The sequence below is a fragment of the Sporosarcina sp. BI001-red genome, from assembly GCF_003384035.1.
In the GTDB taxonomy this organism is placed as follows: Bacteria; Bacillota; Bacilli; order Bacillales_A; family Planococcaceae; genus Sporosarcina.
This window is the reverse complement of sequence record NZ_QQAK01000010.1, coordinates 442,436-463,053: the sequence shown is the minus strand read 5'-3', so window position 1 is coordinate 463,053 and position 20,618 is coordinate 442,436. Positions and strand designations below refer to the sequence as shown.

Annotated in this window: 17 protein-coding genes; 9 read left to right on the top strand and 8 right to left on the bottom strand. The window is 42.3% G+C overall.

The window, feature by feature from the left end; translation table 11 throughout:
- Positions 1–36 precede the first annotated feature (36 nt).
- Positions 37–669, top strand: coding sequence for a YigZ family protein (locus tag DVB69_RS06810; RefSeq protein WP_116017880.1), 633 nt, complete (start codon positions 37–39; stop codon positions 667–669).
- Positions 670–824: 155 nt separating this feature from the next.
- Positions 825–1,898: an LCP family protein gene (locus DVB69_RS06805; protein WP_116017878.1), complete on the top strand. Its 1,074-nt coding sequence runs from the start codon at positions 825–827 to the stop codon at positions 1,896–1,898.
- A 108-nt stretch (positions 1,899–2,006) separates the two neighbouring features.
- On the opposite strand, the gene DVB69_RS06800 is transcribed toward DVB69_RS06805, so the two are convergent.
- Positions 2,007–3,050, bottom strand: coding sequence for a glycosyltransferase family 4 protein (locus DVB69_RS06800; RefSeq protein ID WP_116017876.1), 1,044 nt, complete (start codon positions 3,048–3,050; stop codon positions 2,007–2,009).
- 249 nt (positions 3,051–3,299) lie between these two features.
- On the opposite strand from DVB69_RS06800, the gene secA2 reads away from it, so the two are divergent.
- Complete coding sequence (gene secA2, locus DVB69_RS06795) at positions 3,300–5,678, top strand: accessory Sec system translocase SecA2 (RefSeq protein WP_116017874.1); 2,379 nt, start codon at positions 3,300–3,302, stop codon at positions 5,676–5,678.
- Positions 5,675–6,577: an accessory Sec system S-layer assembly protein gene (locus tag DVB69_RS06790; protein WP_116017872.1), complete on the top strand. Its 903-nt coding sequence runs from the start codon at positions 5,675–5,677 to the stop codon at positions 6,575–6,577. The genes secA2 and DVB69_RS06790 overlap by 4 nt, the downstream gene beginning before the upstream one ends.
- A gap of 118 nt (positions 6,578–6,695) precedes the next feature.
- On the opposite strand, the gene DVB69_RS06785 is transcribed toward DVB69_RS06790, so the two are convergent.
- Positions 6,696–7,388, bottom strand: coding sequence for a glucosamine-6-phosphate deaminase (locus tag DVB69_RS06785; RefSeq protein ID WP_199562820.1), 693 nt, complete (start codon positions 7,386–7,388; stop codon positions 6,696–6,698).
- Between the two features lie 300 nt (positions 7,389–7,688).
- Here DVB69_RS06785 and DVB69_RS06780 point away from each other — a divergent pair, with 300 nt between their 5' ends.
- Genes DVB69_RS06780 through DVB69_RS06770 form a run of 3 tightly spaced genes read left to right on the top strand, consistent with a single transcriptional unit; the run spans position 7,689 to position 10,026 of the window.
- A complete protein-coding gene (locus tag DVB69_RS06780; protein WP_116017868.1) occupies positions 7,689–7,832 on the top strand; it encodes a cytochrome c oxidase subunit 2A in 144 nt (47 codons plus the stop codon).
- A 24-nt stretch (positions 7,833–7,856) separates the two neighbouring features.
- On the top strand, positions 7,857–8,357 hold the full coding sequence (locus DVB69_RS06775) for a cytochrome c oxidase subunit II (RefSeq protein WP_116017866.1): 501 nt from the start codon (positions 7,857–7,859) through the stop codon (positions 8,355–8,357).
- 1 nt (position 8,358) lies between these two features.
- Positions 8,359–10,026, top strand: coding sequence for a b(o/a)3-type cytochrome-c oxidase subunit 1 (locus DVB69_RS06770; protein WP_116017864.1), 1,668 nt, complete (start codon positions 8,359–8,361; stop codon positions 10,024–10,026).
- A 50-nt stretch (positions 10,027–10,076) separates the two neighbouring features.
- On the opposite strand, the gene DVB69_RS06765 is transcribed toward DVB69_RS06770, so the two are convergent.
- Positions 10,077–11,969 (bottom strand): sensor domain-containing phosphodiesterase, encoded by a 1,893-nt coding sequence (locus tag DVB69_RS06765; RefSeq protein WP_116017862.1) that lies wholly within the window; start codon positions 11,967–11,969, stop codon positions 10,077–10,079.
- 213 nt (positions 11,970–12,182) lie between these two features.
- On the opposite strand from DVB69_RS06765, the gene DVB69_RS06760 reads away from it, so the two are divergent.
- Positions 12,183–12,533: an SCP2 sterol-binding domain-containing protein gene (locus DVB69_RS06760; protein WP_116017860.1), complete on the top strand. Its 351-nt coding sequence runs from the start codon at positions 12,183–12,185 to the stop codon at positions 12,531–12,533.
- Positions 12,534–12,675: 142 nt separating this feature from the next.
- Here the strand turns inward: DVB69_RS06760 and DVB69_RS06755 are convergent, their stop codons facing one another.
- The 3 genes from DVB69_RS06755 to DVB69_RS06745 all read right to left on the bottom strand — a co-directional run bounded on the left by DVB69_RS06755 (position 12,676) and on the right by DVB69_RS06745 (position 15,796).
- Positions 12,676–13,413, bottom strand: coding sequence for an SDR family NAD(P)-dependent oxidoreductase (locus tag DVB69_RS06755; protein ID WP_116017858.1), 738 nt, complete (start codon positions 13,411–13,413; stop codon positions 12,676–12,678).
- Between the two features lie 166 nt (positions 13,414–13,579).
- Complete coding sequence (locus tag DVB69_RS06750; protein WP_116017856.1) at positions 13,580–14,686, bottom strand: amidohydrolase; 1,107 nt, start codon at positions 14,684–14,686, stop codon at positions 13,580–13,582.
- A 15-nt stretch (positions 14,687–14,701) separates the two neighbouring features.
- Entirely contained in the window at positions 14,702–15,796 is a 1,095-nt protein-coding gene (locus DVB69_RS06745; protein ID WP_116017854.1) for a glycosyltransferase, read from the bottom strand.
- Positions 15,797–16,098: 302 nt separating this feature from the next.
- Here DVB69_RS06745 and DVB69_RS06740 point away from each other — a divergent pair, with 302 nt between their 5' ends.
- Positions 16,099–17,001 carry a C40 family peptidase gene (locus tag DVB69_RS06740; protein ID WP_116017852.1) on the top strand — a complete coding sequence of 301 codons (903 nt, stop codon included), beginning with the start codon at positions 16,099–16,101 and terminating at the stop codon, positions 16,999–17,001.
- 152 nt (positions 17,002–17,153) lie between these two features.
- On the opposite strand, the gene DVB69_RS06735 is transcribed toward DVB69_RS06740, so the two are convergent.
- On the bottom strand, positions 17,154–18,842 hold the full coding sequence (locus tag DVB69_RS06735; protein WP_147300760.1) for a methyl-accepting chemotaxis protein: 1,689 nt from the start codon (positions 18,840–18,842) through the stop codon (positions 17,154–17,156).
- A gap of 246 nt (positions 18,843–19,088) precedes the next feature.
- Complete coding sequence (gene argH / locus DVB69_RS06730; RefSeq protein ID WP_116017848.1) at positions 19,089–20,498, bottom strand: argininosuccinate lyase; 1,410 nt, start codon at positions 20,496–20,498, stop codon at positions 19,089–19,091.
- Positions 20,499–20,618 lie beyond the last annotated feature (120 nt).

Sequence of the window (20,618 nt, the reverse complement as noted above, 5' to 3'; positions counted from 1 at the left end):
TATTAAAATTGTATTACAAATTAAGGAGGGCTTGCAATGAGTTTGGACTATAAGACCGTAAAACAACAAAGTGAATCGGAAATCGTCATTAATAAATCTCGCTTCATCACATCCGTAAAACGGACGGAAACTGAACAAAAGGCTCTTGACTTCATTCAGGAAATAAAACAAGCGCATCCTTCGGCTAACCATAATTGCTCTGCCTATTTAATAGGGCAACACGATAATATTCAAAAAGCAAATGATGACGGAGAGCCTTCAGGTACAGCTGGTGTCCCGATGCTGGAAGTACTAAAAAAACAAGGTTTGAAAGATACAACTGTCGTTGTCACACGTTATTTTGGCGGTATTAAACTTGGCGGCGGTGGTCTCATACGTGCATATGGACGTTCAACTTCTGAAGGGGTTGCAGCAGCGGGTACCGTTTTACGGGTACTTCATCATACAATGTGCGTGACAGTCGACTACACAGCCCTTGGGAAAGTGGAAAATGAAGTCCGTCAATCTGCATGGCCCCTTGAGCATATCGAGTACGGAGAACATGTGACATTATTCATATTGGTTCCAGTGGTTGACGTAGATACATTCCATACTTGGATCGCAGATTTAACGAACGGCCAAGGCGAGATTACTGACGGTGAACAGAAATTCTTGGAGTTTTCTGTCTGAAAAGGTGTACGCGCTTCCGTAAAGATAGTATACTGTTGATAATTGCAACTAAACAGCTCATTCGACAGATAGTGCCATCGCCATCATTTGACAGCATCTGCTCCACTATGTTGGAGTTCAACATTAAGGACGGATTAACGGAGGCTAAATAGAATATGAAACGAAATGAATATAAAAAAGCTAAGCGAAGCTCTTCAAAATCAAGACTTGTCTTGAAGATAGGGCTTGTGTTGACGATTGCAGCTTTTTTGACAATTGCAGCTTACGGAGTCACACTTCACAAGAAGGCTGAACTCGCTGCAGATAGAGCGTATGAGCCGATTCAAGATCGCACTCCCCGAACGACTTTAAAAGAGGACAGCATCCAACCTGCGAAAGACAATGTTTCAGTGTTACTGATTGGTGTGGATGACAGTGACGACCGTCAACAGGGGGACAGCAACAGCCGAGCGGATGCATTGCTTGTCGCTACGTTGAATCCTAAACAAAAGACGGTCAAACTGCTCAGTATCCCACGTGATTCTTACGTCTATATTCCAGAAGTCGATTATAAAGATAAAATTACGCACGCGAATGCTTATGGTGGAACAAAGGCCACGATTGAAACAGTCGAAGAAATGTTAGACATTCCGATTGACTACTATTTCAAAACGAACTTCAACGCGTTCATCGATGTAGTGGATGCACTCGGCGGAGTCGAAGTCGAAGTTCCCTATGAACGAATCGAAAAAGATGAAACCGATGCAGGAACGATCCACTTAATGCCAGGTCTTCAAGTATTAGACGGCCGACATGCTCTTGCACTTGCTAGAACGCGTAAACTCGATAATGACATTGAGCGCGGCAAACGTCAGCAAATGATTATCCAGGCGATGATGGACCAAGCGAAAACTCCTACTGCCATTACGAAATTTGGAGATGTAATCGATGCACTTGGAGATAATATTAAAACGGATATGAAGTACAAAGAGATGTTGTCTTTCTTAGAGTATGCAAAAGGCGGAATGCCATCCGTCGATACGTTAACACTTGAAGGTGATGACGATTGGTCGACTGGAGTATACTATTGGAAGTTGAAAGATGAAGATCTTCAACAGAAGCGATTGATCCTTCAATCACACTTAGGATTGATTTCTTCTTTAACACCCAATGTAGATGATGAAACTTCTTCGGAAGGAAGGACGAATCGTGTCGTTATTTCCCCTTCAGAAGGTACAGATGCTAATTAAAGAATGAACAAACACGCGCGAGAGGCACCCTTCCTCTCGCGTTTTAATTTGATTTTGAACCATAAAAAAGGCTGTCCCAAGTAGTATCCTTGGGACAGCCTTTTTTAATTATTTTCCGATCATACGGACTAGGTTCAATATCGGGCGGTAATTTGTACCAGCGAGACCGATGATTTCTACGAACAATTCGATAGCGAGTAAGATGACGAAAAGTAACAAAATCGCTCCCCATACAGTCGCTTGCGAGAACAATACTGCTGCAATTCCAAAAAGAATGGCAATGCCGTATATGACGAGCACGGTTTGCCTGTGTGAAAACCCTGCACGCAACAAGCAATGATGCAAGTGGGATTTATCGGGTGCTGTAATCGATTGTTTCATACGAATGCGTCGTACAATCGCAAAGAATGTATCAGAAATCGGTACACCTAGCATAATAATTGGAATGACGAGTGACACGACTGCGACGTTCTTGAATCCAAGAAGCGCCAGTACAGAAATCATGAATCCTAAGAATAACGATCCCGTATCCCCCATAAAGATTTTTGCGGGGTGGAAGTTGAACAGTAAAAATCCAAGTGCGCTTGCCGCAAGAATTGCTGCGGTAACAAGTACGAATGTATTGCCCATGATGAGTGCCATGACTGAAATGGAGATAAGCGCAATTGTCGAAACGCCTGCAGCCAGTCCGTCCAGCCCGTCAATCAAGTTAATGGCATTCGTCACACCGACAATCCAAAGGATCGTAATTGGAATGCTCAAGTAACCAAAGTCAATTTGTCCGAGAAATGGTAAGTTAATGAAATCAATTTGTAGATTTCCGACTGTCATTACCACAATTGCGGCAACTAACTGTCCTAATGCTTTTGCTTTCGCTGTAATTTCCAGCATATCATCGAAGAACCCGATTGCGATGATGATCACAGCGCCAATCAAGATTCCGACAGCGTGTTCATCTTTAGGTAACAATATTGCATACCCAATTAAAAATGCTCCAAATATCGCAAGACCACCAATACGCGGCATAACCGCAGCATGGACTTTGCGGTAATTCGGTCTATCAACCGCCCCTATACGGAACGCGAATTTTATGACAAGTGGAGTTAGTATGATGGCGCCAACGAACGCGGCAGCCATTGCAAGGAATAACATGTCCTTCCTCCCTGTAGTACTCGATTTTAGTTTAAGCCTACCGTATTATAACACGCCCATAGAAAGAAAGCACTCTGTGAAACAATTTTTCTATGAAAAACAATTGAATTAGTCTCCAATACCCGCTATTCATTCGGTTTAATCCTAATATCTAACACGTTCTTTCAAGCACTTCTAGTCTTTTCCGCTCTTGTTTGATAAAATAGAGTCGTGTCCGTTGAATGGACAATATAAAGGAGCGTTAACTATATGCTATCCATTTTTAGACGATCAAACCAAACCAGTGATCGACAGCTTAAGAAATACCGAAAAATCGTTGATCGTATAAATAAAATAGAACTTAATTATGTCGACTTGTCAGATGAACAACTTGCTGAAAAAACGAATGAATTCAAAGAACGCCTCACAAAGGGTGAAACTGTCCAAGCGATTATCCCAGAAGCATTCGCAGTTGTACGTGAAGCTTCAAAACGAGTTCTCCACATGCGGCATTTTGACGTACAGTTAATCGGCGGCATGGTGCTGACTGAAGGGAACATCGCAGAAATGCCAACAGGAGAAGGTAAAACGCTTGTTGCTTCCCTTCCCTCTTATGTACGTGCTCTCGAAGGTAAAGGCGTTCATATCATTACAGTGAATGACTACCTTGCCCGTCGTGACTTCGATCAGATGGGACAAATCCATCGTTTCCTTGGCCTAACAGTTGGATTGAACGTGCCGATGATGCAAGGGCTTGAAAAGAAAGAAGCGTATAATGCGGATATTACGTACGGAGTCGGTACTGAATTTGGCTTTGACTACTTGCGCGACAACATGGCACAGCATATTAGCCAAAAAGTGCAGCGTCCCTATCATTACGCAATTATTGATGAAGTCGATAGTGTGTTGATTGACGAAGCGAAAACGCCATTGATTGTTGCGGGTAAAATGCAAGCAGATGCAGATCTCCATATGATTGCAGCTCGCCTAGCAAAACGTTTCAAACAAGGTGTAGATTTTGACTTTGACGATGAAACCAAATCGACATCGTTAACTGAAACAGGTATTGAAAAAGTTGAAAAGGCGTTTGGTGTTGATAACTTATATGACCTCGAGCATCAGACACTCTACCATTATATGATTCAAGCGGTTCGTGCTTATGTCATTTTCAAACGGGACGTTGACTATATCGTTCGTGACCAGAAGATTGAATTGGTCGATATGTTTACCGGACGTATTATGGATGGGCGGACGTTGTCTGACGGTCTTCACCAGGCGATTGAAGCAAAAGAGGGTCTTCCGATTACAGATGAAAACAAAGCTCAAGCACAAATTACCATTCAAAACTATTTCCGCATGTACCCAAGACTTTGCGGTATGACAGGAACTGCGAAAACGGAGGAAAGAGAGTTCCGTGAAGTTTATAACATGCAAGTCATCCAAATTCCGACAAACCGTCCTCGTCAACGTGTCGATCAAGAAGACTTTGTCTTTAAAACGATTGAACAAAAGTACAAAGCAATGGCAAAAGAAGTTGCCGAACGTCACAAATCTGGACAACCGGTACTTGTCGGAACGACTTCAATTTTGCAATCGGAACAAGTTGTCGAGTATTTAGATGAACACAAACTCGATTACAACTTGTTGAACGCGAAAAGTGTTGAGCAAGAAGTCGAACTCATCTCTAATGCAGGTCAAATAGGTCATATTACGGTTGCGACAAATATGGCGGGACGCGGAACTGACATCGTACTCGGCGAAGGGGTAGAAGATATCGGTGGTCTCTTCGTACTTGGTACTGAGAAGCATGAAAGCCGACGTGTTGACAACCAACTACGTGGACGTTCAGGTCGCCAAGGGGACAAAGGGGAATCCCGTTTCTTCTTGTCTCTTGAAGATGATATGTTCAAACGCTTTGCTAAAGATGATATAGAAAAGTTTGAAAAGAAAGTAGAAACCGACGACGATGGCTTAGTCCGTAACAAAGACGTCAATGAGCTTACAGAGCGTACCCAACGTATTGTCGAAGGGGCTCACTACTCGATGCGTGAGTACAACTTGAAATTGGATGACGTGATAAACGATCAGCGAAACGTATTATATGGACTTCGTGATAATGTCCTAGATCGCAATGATGTGATGGGACTCTTGCAAACGATGTTGAAAGAAACTACTGAGTTTGTCGTATTCGACAGCTGTCCAGAAGGGGAAACTTCGGATCAATGGGATTACGAGCGTATTGAGCGCACGATGAATTCGTTGCTGCGTACACCTATTCATCTGCCCCTTACATTTGAAAAACCAACACAAATTGTTAAGTTTTATGCTGAGCCTCTCGACGAATTGGTTGCATACATCCAATCATTTGAGGATAATGAGCAAGTGAACCAACTTATTCCACAAGTTATGCTGAGCCACATCGATACAATGTGGGTCAAGCATCTAGAAGTGATGACACGGTTGAAAGAAGGAATTGGACTTCGCTCTTACGGGCAAGAAGATCCAATGCGAATTTATCAACGTGAAGGATTAGAACTCTTCGGCAAACATTATCAAAAGCTGCGTCGGGATATTGCTTCTGAAGTCATTCAGTTCATGAAAGTCCTGACAGAACAGCAAGAACAACAATCACAGGAGGTTAACTCATGAAATTTCTTTCATTGTTTAAAAAGACCGAAAAGACAGGTAGCGACAGTACAATCGGTTCTGAAGAACTAATGGCTGGTACTGGCGGACCCGCTGGTGATGAGGATATCGAAACAGCGTTATCCCTTCACCCATCGTGGGAATTGCCGCAAGAACAAGAATACGTGTTCCGTTTCCTTGCAAACGAGCTTGAGACTCTCAAACCAAACCAAATTTCGTTGTCTGGTATCGATATTGACGTTGAACCAGCTACAGGTGAATTTTTGGTCAAAGCATTTTTCCGTTCTTCATTAGACCAAACAATTACAATTGGTGAAGTGGAACTAATGCTGATGGATGAAGAAGGTAAAACACTCGGATCTCAACAATTCGACTTAAGTGAGCTTGGAGAGATCGCTCCACGTAGTGCACGCCCTTGGGTATTCGTCTTCACGAAAGAAAATCTTTTTGTTGAAGAACCGCCTAAAGAAAACTGGAAACTTGCGTTCAACGTCCAGTCAATGGTGCCTCACAAGTTAGAACTTGAAGAATCTTGGGAGACAAGCCTTCCAGCCGAGCAAAAAGCAGCACTTGAAGAAGTTGTCGGGAACTTACCCAAGTTGAAACCGCGTGAAGTAAACATCGCTGGATTCCAAGTTGGAAAGCAAGAAGATGGAAGCATCGCTGCATCTGTCTTCATCCGCAATGGCCACTCCAAACAAATTAATATCGAGAAGTTGCCACTTGAATTGATCGACGCTACCGGTGAAGTCGTAGCGAGCGGTTCGTTTGATATCGGTTCACTTCCTGTGAATGCGAATACAACGAAGCCTTGGACATTTGTATATCCAACTGAAATGATTTCTAAAGAGGAGCCCGACTTCTCGCGTTGGACAATCCGTGTTCCTCAGCAAAATGCATAATTAATCGGTTCTCCCTCGTACAATTTCGATTGTGCGAGGGATTTTTGTGTTCAACTTTTAATTCCTTTCACACAAAAAAGACTGCCCTTTTGGACAGCCTTCCCTAAAACTTCTTCTATTACAGCTTCAAATCCGTAATGACAACTACATTTGGGTGATCCAACAAATAGGTCACCGGCCACTCCGTTGACACCACACCCGCGAATAGTTTTTCGAGTGCTGCACGTTTTTTCTCGCCGAATGCTGCAACGATAAGCTTTTTTGCTTGCATGATTGATGAAATCCCCATTGTTAAAGCAGTGACAGGCATCGTTTCATCTTCTGTGAAATATTGGCTGTTTACCGCAATCGTTGACTCTGTTAGTTCGACAACGTGCGTAACAGATTCTGGTGATGTACCAGGTTCGTTAAATGCGATATGTCCATTTTCACCGATACCAAGAAACTGGATATCCAACGGATTTTCTTTCAATAGCGTTTCATAGCGAACAGATTCTTCTTCTAAATCTTCTGCCATCCCGTTTTCGATATGTGTCTCTTTAAATGGCTTTTTGTTGAATAAAAGATGGTTCATGTAATACGCATAGCTGTTTTTATGAGTTGCTGGGATACCGACATATTCGTCAAGGTTGAATGCAGTTACATTTGTAAAATCAAGATCAGATGCAACTATTTTTTCATAAACCGGCTCCATCGTACTTCCTGTCGCAAGTCCTAAAACGTTTAAACGACCCGCTTCTAGTTCTTCGCGCACAAGTTCAACTATCTTTTCCGCGCCTTGTTCTTTACTTTCAACAACAATTGTTTGAATGTTCCCCATAATATTTTACCAACTTTCTATGTGAGTTCTTCATTAATTGTAAAGCGTGACGCTGTTACGGTCAACAGGAGTCCTTTTCCCACTATATTCCCCTGACCACTCTTTCACAAGCTTCTATTTTTCCAACTTTTGCTTTTGTCTAAAATGTGGTGTAACTATGAACAATTTGTGAAATACGCCTCACATACTAAAGTATTAGGGATTTCCCTAGTATTTTAATCTCTCAGATTTTATATGATGAAAGTAGTTCTTACAGAGCATATAGAACAGCTTTTAAAGGCGGTGATTGAAATGGCAAAAAAGCAAAAAAGTAACACAGTCGCTTCACCAGAAGAATCTTCGAACCTAAAAGGAACCTTTATTATGGTAATGATCCTTGGGGTACTTATGGTAAGTGCATGGTTTGGCGCTTATTGGCTTTTCATATCAAGATAACAAGAAAAGAAGGGGACAGAGATTATGCATTTGCACAAATACGAAAAAGTATGGCTCACGTTCGGCATGGCATCATTAGTTATTTTTCTTTTAATTATAGGATTTGCAGCATTTTGGAAAGGCACTCATCCACAAAGTCACTTGGAAACTATCGATCAGAACAATGTGGAAGCACATGATTCGTTTAAGCCTGAAAACTTAGGTCTGACAGAAGTCGCAGACGGTAAATATAAAGTCAACATTGTCGCATCTGCATTCAACTACGATTTCGGTGTCGACAAAGATGAAAAGGCTGTAAAAACAATACGTGTCCCTCAAGGTTCTACAGTTCTCTTTACAATTACATCTAAAGACGTAGTCCACGGATTCCAAGTGGCCGGAACGAATGTCAACATGATGGTGGAACCTGGTCATATTAGCCGTTATGAAGCGGTTATGAAAAATAAAGGCGAGTTCACAATCGTCTGTAACGAATATTGCGGCATCGGTCACCACCAGATGTTCGGAAAGGTAGAGGTGTATTAATATGGATGGTACTGAAAATAACCTTCGCTTATTCCCTAAAAAAGATGCACGACTCTACATGTCATTTATGTATGTCACGTTTGTTTCATTACTAGTTGGGGGTCTTATGGGTCTGTTGCAGACATTCGTACGGTCTGGAAGGTTCACACTTCCCTTCAACATCAATTACTACACGATTCTCACGGTTCATGGAGTCATTCTTGGACTCGTGTTGACAACTTTCTTCATTTTAGGATTCCAGTTTGCTCTCATGGGGAAAACAGTCGGAATTTCGGACAAACAGCGGAATGCCGGCTGGGTTTCCTTCTGGATGATGCTCGTTGGTACAGTCATGACCGCTGTCACAATCCTAGTGGGGCAAGCTAATGTGTTGTATACATTCTACGCTCCTCTTGCAGCACATCCGGCCTTCTATATTGGTCTCGCACTCGTCATTATCGGCAGTTGGGTTGGTGCATTTACGAACTTCAGACAGTTGTATGTTTGGAAAAAAGCTCATAAAGGTGAAAAGTCACCACTACTTGCATTCATGGTTGTCATTAACATGCTCATGTGGGTGATCGCATCCCTAGGTGTTGCAATTGCGGTAGTAGTTCAGTTCATCCCTTGGTCACTCGGATATACTGAAACGATCAACGTTCTAGTTAGTCGTACATTGTTCTGGTATTTCGGTCACCCACTTGTTTACTTCTGGTTACTCCCTGCTTATATGGCATGGTATGCAATCATTCCGAAAATTATCGGTGGGAAACTATTCAGTGATTCCCTTGCCCGTCTAGCGTTCATCTTACTATTGATGTTCTCGATTCCAGTTGGGTTCCACCACCAGTTGACAGAGCCTGGAATTGATCCTACTTGGAAATTCATTCAAGTCGTACTTACAATGATGGTTGTTATCCCTTCATTGATGACAGCATTCTCGATCTTTGCAACGTTTGAAATTGCCGGTCGTAAAAAAGGATTTAGCAGCCTCTTTGGTTGGTTCAAGAAATTGCCATGGGGTGATGTACGCTTCTTTGCACCGTTTGTTGGTATGGTGGCCTTCATCCCAGGTGGAATTGGCGGTATTATTAACGCGTCTCACCAAATGAACGCACTTGTTCACAATACAATTTGGATTACGGGTCACTTCCACTTAACGGTAGCAACAACAGTTATTTTGACGTACTTCGGTATCGCTTACTGGCTAGTGCCTCACTTGACTGGCCGTCGCTTAACGAAGCAATTGAACAAACTCGGCATCATTCAAACGATTATTTGGACAGTTGGTATGACAATCATGTCTACTGCGATGCACATTCAAGGGCTTCTAGGTGGGCCACGTCGTTCTGCATACTCTGAATATGCGGGTGGTGCACAAGTCGATACGTGGATCGGTTATCAGCTCGCTCAAGCGATCGGCGGTACTATTCTATTCATCGGTATTCTCTTGATGACATATATTTTCATCAAGCTTACATTCTTCGCACCTAGAGGGGTCGAGGAATTCCCGATCGCTGCTGAGGATGAAGACGCCCAAGTCACACCTAAAATTCTTGAAAACTGGTATTTATGGATCGGTATTACGATTGCACTGATTGCATTCGCTTATACCATCCCAATGATCGACATTATCAAACATTCACCTCCAGGATCTATTCCATTTAAATGGCCGATCGGAAGAATGTAAAAAACATCCGGACTGTAAGCGACTATGCTTAGAGTCCGGATGTTTTCATTTTATGCGGGAAGCCTAGGTAAATATAAGAAAGGGAATCTGGGTGAGGCAAGTAGCCATCTATTCAACTCCTCAATAGGAACGGGTTTGCTGAAATAGTATCCTTGAATTTCAAAGCAACCTAGCTCTTCCAACCTCTTCAACTGACCTTCCGTTTCCACTCCCTCTGCAACCGTGTGCATATGCAAGCTCTTCGCAAGGGTTAAGATTGCACGGACAATCGCCCGACTTTTAGAATCGGTTTCTATCTGAGTTACAAACTGACGATCAATTTTAACTTCCTGTATAGAGAAGCGTTTTAGATAAATGAATGCAGAGTATCCAGTCCCGAAATCGTCAATCGAAATTGAAAAGCCCATTTCTTGCACTTTACTGATTTGAAGTTCTACTAGATTCGAATCCTCGATGGCTACATTCTCAGTTATTTCTATAATCAGTTTCCCAGGATTGATCCCATAGTTGTGTATGCAATCGTTCAAGAACTGAAGAAAGCTATTATGCAGGAAGTGCCTCGGTGATATGTTTACCGATATCGTCAATGCTCCCAGTCCCATCTGTTCCCACCTGTTCAATTGTTGGCACGCTTCACTCACGACCCATTCACCAATTTGGATGATGAGCCCAGTCGTTTCCGCAATGCTGATGAACGCAGCTGGCAACAGCAATCCTTTGTCAGGGTGCTGCCATCGGATTAGTGCTTCGACTCCTGTCACTTTGTGAGACAAACTTTCTACTTGAGGTTGGTAATACAGTCTAAATTCGTTCATATCCAATCCTTTTCCTAAGTTCATCTCCGAATGCATTTCCTCTTCCCATTGTTCAAACATAAGGGGCTCATAGACTGCTCGGGTTTTTCGATTTCCCATTCTACGGGAGGAATCGAGAGCGATTTTCGCAGCATGAATCCCCTCATATGAATCTTTCACATGCTCCGGATAAAGAGAAACCCCGTAACTGAACGTCAAAAATAACTCGTGACTTTTAATAAGAATTGGTTTACGTAGCTCTGAAAGAATATGCTCCATTGCTCTTTTACTTTTCTCATGATCATTATCATGTTCAGTAAATATAACGAAATGATCAAAAGCGATTCGCGCAAAGATCGAATTATCCGGGAAAAGCGAGCGTATTCTATTGGCAATTACTTTTAATGAACTCTTCGTTCCTTCAGGCCCAAGCACACTTTGGATCGAGGTGAACTGATCAATTTTCATGTATAAAAATGCTCCATAAAGCTCGTGTTCCATCTTATGTATCTTGTCATTCACTTTTTCAACAAATGCATTTTCATTGTCGATACCTGTTAATAAATCTGTATAAGCTAATTCATGAACACGATTCTCCATCTCCAAACGGTTCAAACGATCAAATACAAAGGATAACATATCTGCAAAAGAGGCTATGAATACTTCATCTAGTTTCGACCAATTGCGTGTGGTCACAGTTTCACAACACAAGAGCCCTCCAATTCCCCGGCTCATAATGATGGAGGCTTCGAGTAAAGATGTAATGGGCGAGTTGCTAAAATAATTAGTTGGAAGTGATTGAAGTGCCTTATTTGTAGCAATGTTTTCTACTGAATTAACACGGTTATTCCCAATAGCTTCAAAATAGGGCAACGCATGGGTTGCATCAAGTTGCTGAATGCTTGGGATAGCTACTGAATCTGCAGCATATGTCAAGTGCTCAGTGAGTGTCGTTTGATCATCATTAAACAGCCAGATACTCACTCGATCAGCCTTCATAATCAGCGCAATATTTTCACACAGCTCGTACAAAACATCTCTCACGGACTCCGGGGTAAGTTCTAATTGTTTTGCTTGTTTAAACAATTTCTGTTGCTGTTCCTGCATTCTGGATATGAATTCAGTGAGTTCTTCCTTCGATCTTTCCATGTTCAAGCACCTCCTCAATAAGCTCTGCTAATCATCTTTATATCGGTAGTTGTGTGCTCTCATCAATGTTCGCGTTACATCTTCATAATTATTATATAATTCGACAAAACCAACGATTTGTCCTTTAAAGTTTTCTGCAAACTCTGTACATTTCCCCTAGCTATTTTGTTATACTTATACTGAGCCACTATTCATTTTTAGGAGGTTGTGAAATTGGTAATCGAATACGAAAAAGGTCTTCAACAGACATGGCTAGAGATTGAGCGGAAACTGAACGATGATTCCGCGCCTATACAAGGCTTGAATGTAAGTTATGGTTTTAACTTGTCTGGGGAGGAATCAGGGAATTATGTATTAGTGTTTGCAGACAATCAGGCAAGCGTGACTGCAAAAGAGACGGATGAAGCGGATTGTACGTTGACGATGAAGGTTGAGGACTTCTATAAACTACTTGCTGGAAAGTTAAACACCACGACTGCGTTCATGATGGGGAAACTGAAAGTGAAAGGGAGTCTCGGCTTAGCACTGAAACTCGAAAACATCTTAACACAATATCGTTTTTAATCACTTTTCACTATCTTTTTATCCAACGTACAAATGATGACTTTACTAACAATACACCGTTGATTGAAACGTTCTTCACTTTATACAAAGCAAAAGGCGCCTTCTCTCAATGAGAAAGCGCCTTTCTTAATGCATCTATTAATTAGCGTGCTGAGAATCCACCGTCGATTACGAGTTCAGCGCCAGTGATGTAAGATGCTTCATCAGAAGCTAAGAACATTACTGCGTTACCTACGTCTTCAGGCTGTCCAAGACGAGCAAGTGGTGTCATTTTGATAAGGCCTTCAAGAGCTGCTTTAGAAGACTCAAGGTTTGCTACCATTGGAGTTTGGATAACACCAGGGAATACTGTGTTTACGCGCACTTGGTCTTTACCAAATTCAGCTGCTGCTGCACGTGAAATCGCACGAACAGAACCTTTAGAGGCTGAGTATGGATTGAAGCCCATACCAACTAGTGCTGTGTAAGAAGAAATGTTGACGATTGAACCTTTGCCAGCTTTCTTCATGTAAGGAACGACTGCACGCATACCCGCGAAAGTACCGAACGAGTTAATGTCGTGCAGGCGCTGCCAGTCAGCAAGTGTAATGTCTTCTGGTGCTTTTTCAGTAGAAATTCCTGCACAGTTGATAAGGATATCGATTTGACCGAATTTATCTGCTGCTGTTTTCATTGCTTCTTCCCAGTTGTCAGCGTCAGTTACGTTTAACTTAAGATATTCAACGTTTTCTTTTGTATCCCATTTTGCTTTAAGTGCGTCAGTGTTAATGTCTGCAGCGATGACTTTTGCGCCTTCTGCTGTGAACAAATTAACCATCATTTCGCCCATGCCTGAAGCTCCACCTGTAATAAATGCTACTTTATCTTGCATTCTACCCATTTTAACCGCTCCTTTGTATGTGTTTAATAAGTTTTAACATCTAAATAGTACTCCTAAATTTCACACATTGCAAACAACGACACTTCATTACACATATTTCAATTCTTCATAAAAATGACGACTATCATTAACGAATTAGGCTATAAATTAATGGCATTTTGTCAACTTATTGTGCTTTAAAACTTGCGTGTTTTAGTGTCTCAGCAAGAATTTCGGCACCTGTTACGAGCGCATTCCTATTGAAGGTCATTGCGGGATGATGCAAGCCTGGTCCGAGATTTGCCCCTAGTCCAATCATCGTCGCCTTCAGCTTTGGATTGCGGATCGTATAGAAGTGGAAATCATCGCTACCTGATGTGACGATGTCTTCTGCCAATCCCTCTTCACCTATGACGCCAAGAATGCCTTCTCGTGCGATTGCAGCCGCTTCAGCTGACACTTCAGCTGCCGGCGTATAGTCTGTCCATTCCAAGTCGATTTTAGTTGTGTAAAGTTTTGCAATCTGTTGAATACCTGTGTCTATTCTTTTTTGTAATTGTTGTAACATGACGTTAGACTGAGCACGGATATCCAATCCAAATTTCGCTGATCCTGGGATGATGTTCAAACTTTCCCCACCTGCTTGAATGTTCGTCAATTTCACGGAATACGCTTCATATGGAGAAAATTGAATCGTCTTCAAAAATTGACCGATTGCAAGCAATGGATCGATGGCATTGACACCTTGATGCGGACGAGCTCCATGTGCATCCACTCCGCTGATCTTCCCTTCTACGAAATAAGCGGCACCGTGACGAATCGCAGCGGATGCTTTGCCTAATGGGAGCTCCTCTTGAGGCCGCAGATGAATACCAAACATATAACTCACACCATCTACAACTCCGCGGTCAATCATCGCATTGGACCCATTTCCTTTTTCTTCGGCAGGCTGGAAGATGAACCGTATTCTGCACCCAAGATCCTCTTCCTTCAAATAAGTGAGCGCCCCGAGCACCATTGCCATGTGACCATCGTGTCCACACGAGTGATTCGCTTGGTAAACACCGTCGACTTCTTGCCACAAGGCATCGATATCTGCTCGTACGGCTATGACAGACTCCCCTTCCCCAATCTCCGCCACAGCTCCGGTGACATCTTCAAACGTCTTAAAAGGAACTTCCATTTCAGTTAGAATGCGTTCAATTTCCTTTGTCGTCTCTTTTTCTTCCCAACTCACTTCCGGGTTCGCATGAAAGTGCTCAAACCAGTTTCTAATTTGTTGTGCGACTGCCATTCCGTTATCCCCCCTTTAACGTGTATATTCTGTTTCTCCATATATTTTTAGTAGTTTCTCCAAAATCATCTCGTAGGAATGTGCGTGAACGATTTGTTCTCTCTTTTCAACATTGGTTACTTGGTCACCAGAAAGAGCTTGAAGCAACCCTTGTGAAAGACCCTCTACTTCGCGAGCAGGAACTAAAATCCCTGCTCCGTCCACTAACAAATAGGACAATCCCCCAACATCAGACGCGACAACAGGCGTTCCCGCTGCCATTGCTTCAAGTGCAACAAGACCAAACCCCTCATGATAGGACGGTAGTGCCAATACATCTGCACCTGCCAACCATTTTGCAAGTTCTTTCTGGGTTTTCGTCCCCTGGAAGTGTGTTCCTTCTATTTGATGGATTGTGATATATTGTTTGACTTCTTCCACAAAAGCTTCAGATTTTGTGGATCCTATAAGATGTAACGAAACTTCCGGTAGTTTTTTTTGAATTGTCGCGAATGACTGCACCAATTCCAGAACCCCTTTCTCACGAATCAAGTTCCCGATGAAAAGGATTGTAGGATCATGAACTGGTAAGCCAAGTTCATCCCGTACCACAGCTCTTGGTAGAGGATGAAATACCGATCGGTCAACCCCCATACTCATCACTGTTACATTTGTTTCAGAAACCCCGAAGTTTGTAACAACCTCTTGCTTCAGACGTTCCCCAACTGTAATGACATGAGTTGCTTCCTGTAAAATGGTGCGAGTAAGTCCAGCAATTCTAGCACCTTTTTTCGCCATTTTGTCGATATCCCCGCCATGAACGGTGACCACGTAAGGGAGGTGAAACAATCGTTTTCCTATTAATGAAAGAAGACCTGTCGGAAACGCGTAGTGTGCGTGGGTCAGTGAGATTTTCTGACGATTCCCAATCAAATAAAAAACCGAGCTAGCAAACCACTTTCCATATTTTAAGAGTGATTGAAACTTCCCTCCTATTGGGTTATCAATTGCCTTCACTTCAATCACTAAGCCAGACTTTTTTAGTAATTCAACCTGGTTTTTTACAAAGATTCCGTACGTAGGATGTTCAGAGGATGGATACATATTGCTAAATACTACAATTTTCTTCATGTCAGCCCCGTTCTGCCAGATTCATATAGCAAAGTTCCAGCATTTCAATTAGTTTGGTTACAAAGATACCGCATTTTCGTCTTTTTTTCACGTTGAACAACCATTTAGTGCAAAAATAAAAACGCTTTCATCGAATTCAACATCCGACAAAACGCGTTAAATCAGCCTTTTATACATGAACCGACCATTTGTAACACCATTGTAATATAACTGTAACCGAAATTAGGTTTAGCCTATGCTAAGATAATCACAGATAAAGACACTGTCCTTGATACGGTGCGAAAGGGGAAAATGAGAAACTTATGAAACTGAAACGTCTTTTGGCACTAGGAATCGCTAGTTTAGTAATTTCTACGTCCGTACCGTCTATGGCTTCCGCCGCTACACTATCAGCAACTAACTTGGTAAATACAGCTAAGAATTATATTGGAACTCCTTATCGTTATGGTGGGACAACCACTTCAGGTATCGATTGTTCCGCTTATACACAACTTGTCTACAAAAAAAGTGGATCTTCACTTCCACGTACGACTGGTCAACAATACCAACAAGGTAAAGCAGTTGCGAAAAGCAACTTGTCTACTGGCGATCTTGTATTCTTCAACACAAGCGGCAAGGGCATCTCACACGTTGGGATCTATATCGGATCTAGCAAATTCATCCACGCATCCACTAGTCAAGGTGTAACAGTCTCATCTCTTAACGATCCTTACTACTGGAAGAGCCGTTATGTAGGCGCAAAACGTCCTGCAACATTTGGTGAAGTAGCAGTAGCTTCAAAACCAGCTCCAACTGTAACGTATGCTACTCGTGGACAAGTTGCGGGTATCGTTGTTAAAACACTAGGTCTTCACAGAACTGGTAGTGATATGAGTTTCCCTGATGTCAATTCAAAAACACCTTACTATAATGAAATTATGGCTGCTGCTGAAGCAGGTATCTTTAGCGGAAACAACAGCGGTAACTTCAACCCTAACGATCCGTTGACTCGTTCACAAATGGCGAAAGTTCTTACGGAAGCCTTCAACTTGTCTACTTCAACTGATGTACCATTTAAAGATGTACCTTCTGATTACTGGGCATTGAAATATGTTGGTGCACTTTATGCAAACGATGTAACTGCTGGTTACACAAACGGTAACTTCGGTGTAGATGATAAAGTTAAACTCCAAGACATGCAACGCTTTATGGACAACCTTAAATAACATAAAAAAACGTGGAACTCTTACAATAGAGTTTTCCACGTTTTTATTATATTAAACCTATTTTTTCAAAACCTTTATGCTGATTACCTTTAATTAACATACTAAAAGCGCATTCCCTTTTTATTTAAGGGAATGCGCTTTTTACTGTTCATTTACACTTGGAATCTACTAACCTCTTGCTGGAGCTCGTCAGCAAGGCGTGTAAGGCTCTGTGCGCTTGCACTAATCTCTTGGCTTACAGCTAGCTGTTCCTCCGTAGCTGAGCTTGTCTCCGTCGCAGAAGCAGATGCTTGTCCGCTTAAGCGTTGGACTTCGCGTGCGCCATCTGTCACTTCATCGGCCATCGCTTGGATCTCTTCAATTGCCGCGGAAACCGTTTCAACCTTAGCGGATACATCCCCCACTGCTTGCTGGATATCTTTGAATACCGCGTTGGACTCTGCTGTTGCTATCATGCCATTTTCAACTTTTTCACTGCCTGTTTCAATCGATTTCGTGGCTTTCTTCGAATATACTTGGATGTCGCTGACCATAGTCCCAATCTCGGATGCAGACGTTTTAGACTGCTCCGCGAGTTTACGGACTTCATCTGCAACAACTGCGAATCCTTTACCTGCGTCTCCTGCACGAGCTGCTTCGATCGCTGCGTTAAGTGCCAACAAGTTCGTTTGCTCTGCAATTCCTGTAATGATTGCTGTCACTTTCTCGATTTCAGATGAGTGATCTGCCATCTCTTTCATGATCTTCGCTGTTTCTTGAATGGTTTCCCGAATGGTTTTCATTTCATCAACGACCTCATCCATGGATGCTGAGCCTCTACGAACAAGTTGTGTAACTGCTTCTGCCGAACGCAACATGTCCTCATTGCTTTCTGATATTTCCCCAACCCCTACAGACAATTCATTCATCGATTGTGTGGATTGGTCTGTGATCCGTTGCTGACGTTCGCTGCCTTCGAGTTGTTTTTCTGCTGTACTGGAGATTAACTCCGACGAGGCTAGACTCTCTTCTGAACTTGCAGATAACTCTTCAGATTGCATAGCCAACTGTTCCGCAGAGACATTAATCTTACGGATCATATTCGCTACATCTGCGCCCATTTTGTTGAATGCATTCGCCATTTCTCCGACTTCGTCTTTGCTACGCACAACGAGCGGATCTATGGAGAAATTCCCATTTGCAATTTGGTTCAACCCTTCCGTTACAATGCCAACAGGCTTAGTGATGGACCGGCTAATACGTTGTGAAATCAGGATGCCTACCACGACTGCAATGATTATAATTGCGGCGATGATAATCGTTAACTGCATCATCATCTGATTCACTTCTTTCCGTTTCGTTTCAAGCACTTTGTATTGGTTGTCCTTTATCAAATCAGCACGTGTCATGACAACATTTCCAACATCTTTAGATGCTTCTGACATCCATTTTGCGATATCATCTTTACCTTGTTCCAAGTTATCGACAATATTATTTTGAAGGGTCATCGACTTTTGGTTCGAATCGACGAGAGCGTCATATTCTTTTTTCATCTTCGCACCGTTCATCATCTTCCCCAGTTCAGTTAGAAGTAGTTCGGAGCGCTCATAGTTTTCTTGACGCCTTTCAAGCATCGCCTCATCCTGATAGAGCATGTATCCACGGATTGCACTTTGCATCTGTTCTTGCTTCAACACAAATTCATCTACGATATCCACTTTATGCACTTCATCATCAAGCATATTCCTATAATCACTATTTAATTTCACAAGCAACAGAATGCTAGCTACCCCAATAACAACTAGCAACGCAAGTAATAACGAAAATCCGTTTCTTAACTTCCCAGCAATTGTTCGCTTCACCCATTCCACCCCACTTTATCTCTTTTTTCAGAAACGATGAACTTTACCAATCGTCTGAATAGTTATGACTAGTTCGATTATATCTGTTTACCTATAATAAATCACTACTTTTCGACCACTTTTCTAAAGATTCACATGCCCGTAATGCCTAAGTTCAGGAAAAATACCAAAAGAAACCACGCTATTGTATTACTAGCGCGGTTTCTTTGAAATTATTTTGAATTGGAGAAGCGGAACGCAAAACGGTCAATCTAACCTGTTTTTTCGATTGGTAATCATTCTACGTACTGTTTCAGGATTTGGTCCACCAGTAATATTGCGGCGCTCAACGAAAACTACAGGATCAATAATCGCCTGCCAGTCTGCTTCAGATAGGGAAACGTCAAGTAACCATTCATTAATAAGATCGATGGGGACTTCGTATAGCTCCTTCTGAAGTGCATCCGCATTTTCAGCTACTTTAGCGGCTTGACTATGCGCTTGACGGAACGATACGTCATAATCTCTAGCTAACACATCGGCAAGTTCAGTAATGGTGATCATATTCTCTTTCGCTTGCTGATGCGCCCGTTTCTTATCGAACTCCATCGTCATCATGACCGCATTTAATAACTTCAAAACTCGATCTGCCTTTTCAAACCCCTTATATAGATGAGGTTGTAAATCGTCTTCCGTATCATTGATATCCCCGAAAGGTGTGTTATGCATCATATGCAGAACGGCAAGCCCTTCTGCTAGTGCGCTAGAAGCAAGTGAACGCGAGTGTTCCAGCGACACCGGATTGCGTTTCTGAGGCATGATACTGCTGATTTGTACGTATGCATCCGAAACTCGTAACAGCCCCACTTCTTTAGATGCCATCCTCAGGAGTTCTTGCACCCACCGTCCGATGTTGGTCATCAAACTGATCAAACTTTGAGCAGCTTCCAGCAAATAGTCGCCTGCACCAATTGCATCGTATGAGTTTTCGATCAACCCTTCAAATCCAAGAAGGTTCACCATTCGCTCCCGACTGATTGGAAATCCTGTTGTTGTAATTGCAGCCGCTCCCATGGGGGACTGATTGACGATTAACCTGGCTCTCTCCAGGCGATCAATATCCCGGCACAGACCGTCATAGATCGCTACGAGATAATGCCCCAACGTAGTTGGTTGTGCAGGCTGCGTATGGGTGTGAGCTGGCATAATAGTTTCAATATGAGCCTCAGCTTGACTCAATAGTGTAGAAGCCAATGTTCGTGCCAATCCGATCGTATCTTGTAAGTGTTCGCGTAACACAATACGATACATCGCTTCTCCCATATCATTCCGACTTTTCGCAATGTGCATTTTCCCTGCTAACTCTTCACCAATCATGTCGCCGATTTTAGTTTCTACGAGGAAGAATAAATCTTCATGTACTGCAGTATAAATGAAATCATCTTTATGCATATTATTAATTTCATTGACTGCCTCTAATATTCTTTCCGCCTCTTCCTCTTTTATAATGTTCTGTTCTGCTAGCATAATTGTATGAGCACAATGCACGGCTAGCATGGCGTAAAAGAAATAATCCTTTTGCATATCAAATAATGGTCTTAGCAGGACTTCAGAATAAGTTTGTCCAGGAAATGACTTCCCATCTGCTTCTTCAAACTTCTCCGTTTCTTCTTGCATCTCCCCACCTCATTCAATTCATTTCCAAGGCTTTTGATGGGCAACTTACAACTGTGTTCTCTAGTATATGGTTTGATGTCCCTTTGGTTATGGGAGATGCCTAGTAAACAAGAAAATAAT

Coding starts and splice junctions, on each gene's coding strand:
- DVB69_RS06810 (WP_116017880.1), top strand. CDS start 37: ATGAGTTTGGACTATAAGACCGTAAAACAACAAAGTGAATCGGAAATC.
- DVB69_RS06805 (WP_116017878.1), top strand. CDS start 825: ATGAAACGAAATGAATATAAAAAAGCTAAGCGAAGCTCTTCAAAATCA.
- DVB69_RS06800 (WP_116017876.1), bottom strand. CDS start 3,050: ATGTTATTCCTTGCAATGGCTGCCGCGTTCGTTGGCGCCATCATACTA.
- secA2 (WP_116017874.1), top strand. CDS start 3,300: ATGCTATCCATTTTTAGACGATCAAACCAAACCAGTGATCGACAGCTT.
- DVB69_RS06790 (WP_116017872.1), top strand. CDS start 5,675: ATGAAATTTCTTTCATTGTTTAAAAAGACCGAAAAGACAGGTAGCGAC.
- DVB69_RS06780 (WP_116017868.1), top strand. CDS start 7,689: ATGGCAAAAAAGCAAAAAAGTAACACAGTCGCTTCACCAGAAGAATCT.
- DVB69_RS06775 (WP_116017866.1), top strand. CDS start 7,857: ATGCATTTGCACAAATACGAAAAAGTATGGCTCACGTTCGGCATGGCA.
- DVB69_RS06770 (WP_116017864.1), top strand. CDS start 8,359: ATGGATGGTACTGAAAATAACCTTCGCTTATTCCCTAAAAAAGATGCA.
- DVB69_RS06765 (WP_116017862.1), bottom strand. CDS start 11,969: ATGGAAAGATCGAAGGAAGAACTCACTGAATTCATATCCAGAATGCAG.
- DVB69_RS06755 (WP_116017858.1), bottom strand. CDS start 13,413: ATGGGTAGAATGCAAGATAAAGTAGCATTTATTACAGGTGGAGCTTCA.
- DVB69_RS06750 (WP_116017856.1), bottom strand. CDS start 14,686: ATGGCAGTCGCACAACAAATTAGAAACTGGTTTGAGCACTTTCATGCG.
- DVB69_RS06745 (WP_116017854.1), bottom strand. CDS start 15,796: ATGAAGAAAATTGTAGTATTTAGCAATATGTATCCATCCTCTGAACAT.
- DVB69_RS06740 (WP_116017852.1), top strand. CDS start 16,099: ATGAAACTGAAACGTCTTTTGGCACTAGGAATCGCTAGTTTAGTAATT.
- argH (WP_116017848.1), bottom strand. CDS start 20,498: ATGCAAGAAGAAACGGAGAAGTTTGAAGAAGCAGATGGGAAGTCATTT.